This window comes from Kitasatospora sp. NPDC057512, from assembly GCF_042802135.1.
In the GTDB taxonomy this organism is placed as follows: Bacteria; Actinomycetota; Actinomycetes; order Streptomycetales; family Streptomycetaceae; genus Kitasatospora.
On sequence record NZ_JBHVET010001197.1, the window covers coordinates 1 to 1,473 of the forward strand.

Sequence of the window (1,473 nt, forward strand, 5' to 3'; positions counted from 1 at the left end):
TGGTTAAAGACCCCGCCAAATAATCGAATGACCTCTTGCCGAAAATGTGATCACCTGTGTGGGCGCTGTGGCGTTGTGCGTCACAGGGGAGGGAACGGTCCGCCTCACCGAGCGGGCCCGATCAACAGGAGTCGCACCATCAACACCGCCATCCGCAAGGCCGCCCGTGGGGCCGTGCCCGTCGCCGTCACCGCCTCCGTGCTCGCCACCGGCCTCACCGCCTGCGGCACCGTCCAGCAGCTGTCCGCCGCGCAGAAGGTGTCGAAGGCCTTCGACAAGGTCCGCGACGGCAAGTCGGCCGGCTTCACCCTCTCCGTCGACGCCACCCCCGAGCAGGTCGCCGCGTTCGCCAACTCCGGCGAGCACAAGGGCGGCAAGGGCATGATCGGTGCCGCCCGGGGCGAGGGCGACATGGACGAGAAGACCGCCAAGGCGATCTCCGGCCTCTCCGTCTCCGTCGCCGTCTCCGCCGACAAGCCGCTCAAGGAGATCGAGGCCTTCAAGAACGCCGGCAAGGCCGACAGGAACACCGACCTGGCGCTCGACAAGTCGGTGCGCATCTCCTACGTCCTCGCCGACCGCAGCGGCACCGCGCTGCTGGAGTACCGTCAGGTCGATGCCACCGCGTACCTGCACGCCGACGCCAAGGGCCTGGTGAAGCTGGTCGGCCAGGACCCGTCCGTCGTGGACGAGCTGCGCACGGGGCTGCCCGAGCAGCTGAAGCCGGTCGGGGACGTGCTGGCCGGCAAGTGGGTCTCCTTCGACCTCCAGTCGCTCGCGGACAAGGCGAAGGAGTCCGACGGTAAGAAGGCCGCCCCGAGCGCCGCTCCCACCCTCGACCCGGAGCTCCAGAACCAGCTGCTCGGCTCGATCAAGGACGTGATCGGCCGCACCGTCACGTACGAGGACAAGGGCAGGAAGGACGGCACCGAGCACCTCTGGGTGAGCGCCCCGGCCCGGCAGCTGGTGGACGAGATGTACAAGGCCGTCAAGCCGCTGTCCGCCAAGTTCCCCAAGCAGCTGGGCGACTTCCCGGACCAGGCCCCGAGCGACGTGCCGGACCGCAAGGTCGGCGTCGACCTCTACCTGAAGGACGGCGCCTTCTCCTCCGCCACCTTCGACCTCGCCCAGCTGGCCGACAAGGTGGAGCCGGGCCTCACCTTCCCGGTGAAGCTCGCCTTCAGCCAGGCGGCCCCGAACGTCCAGGCCCCGGCCGACGCCGTCAAGGTGACCGGCGACCAGCTGATGGACACGGTGATCGGCCTGGCCGCCGCGGACGCCGGGGGCGGCTTCGGCGACGAGGACCCGGAGGACCTCCCGCCCGCCGTCCCGCTGACCGCCGCCCAGCTCAAGGAGCTCGCCGGGCTCGGCATCCCGGAGGAGCGGGCCCGCTTCTACAACGAGGCCGGCCTGACCTTCCAGGACAACAAGGAGATCGCCGGGACGACCGCCCCCGCCCGGGCGTAGCCCTAC

The 1,473-nt window shown here is 70.0% G+C and carries 1 protein-coding gene; it reads left to right on the forward strand.

Annotated elements, in window-relative coordinates; all coding sequences use genetic code 11:
- The first annotated feature begins 174 nt into the window (after nt 1-174).
- Nucleotides 175-1,467 (forward strand): hypothetical protein, encoded by a 1,293-nt coding sequence (locus tag ACFU6K_RS38870; protein WP_380671367.1) that lies wholly within the window; start codon nt 175-177, stop codon nt 1,465-1,467.
- Nucleotides 1,468-1,473: the final 6 nt, after the last annotated feature.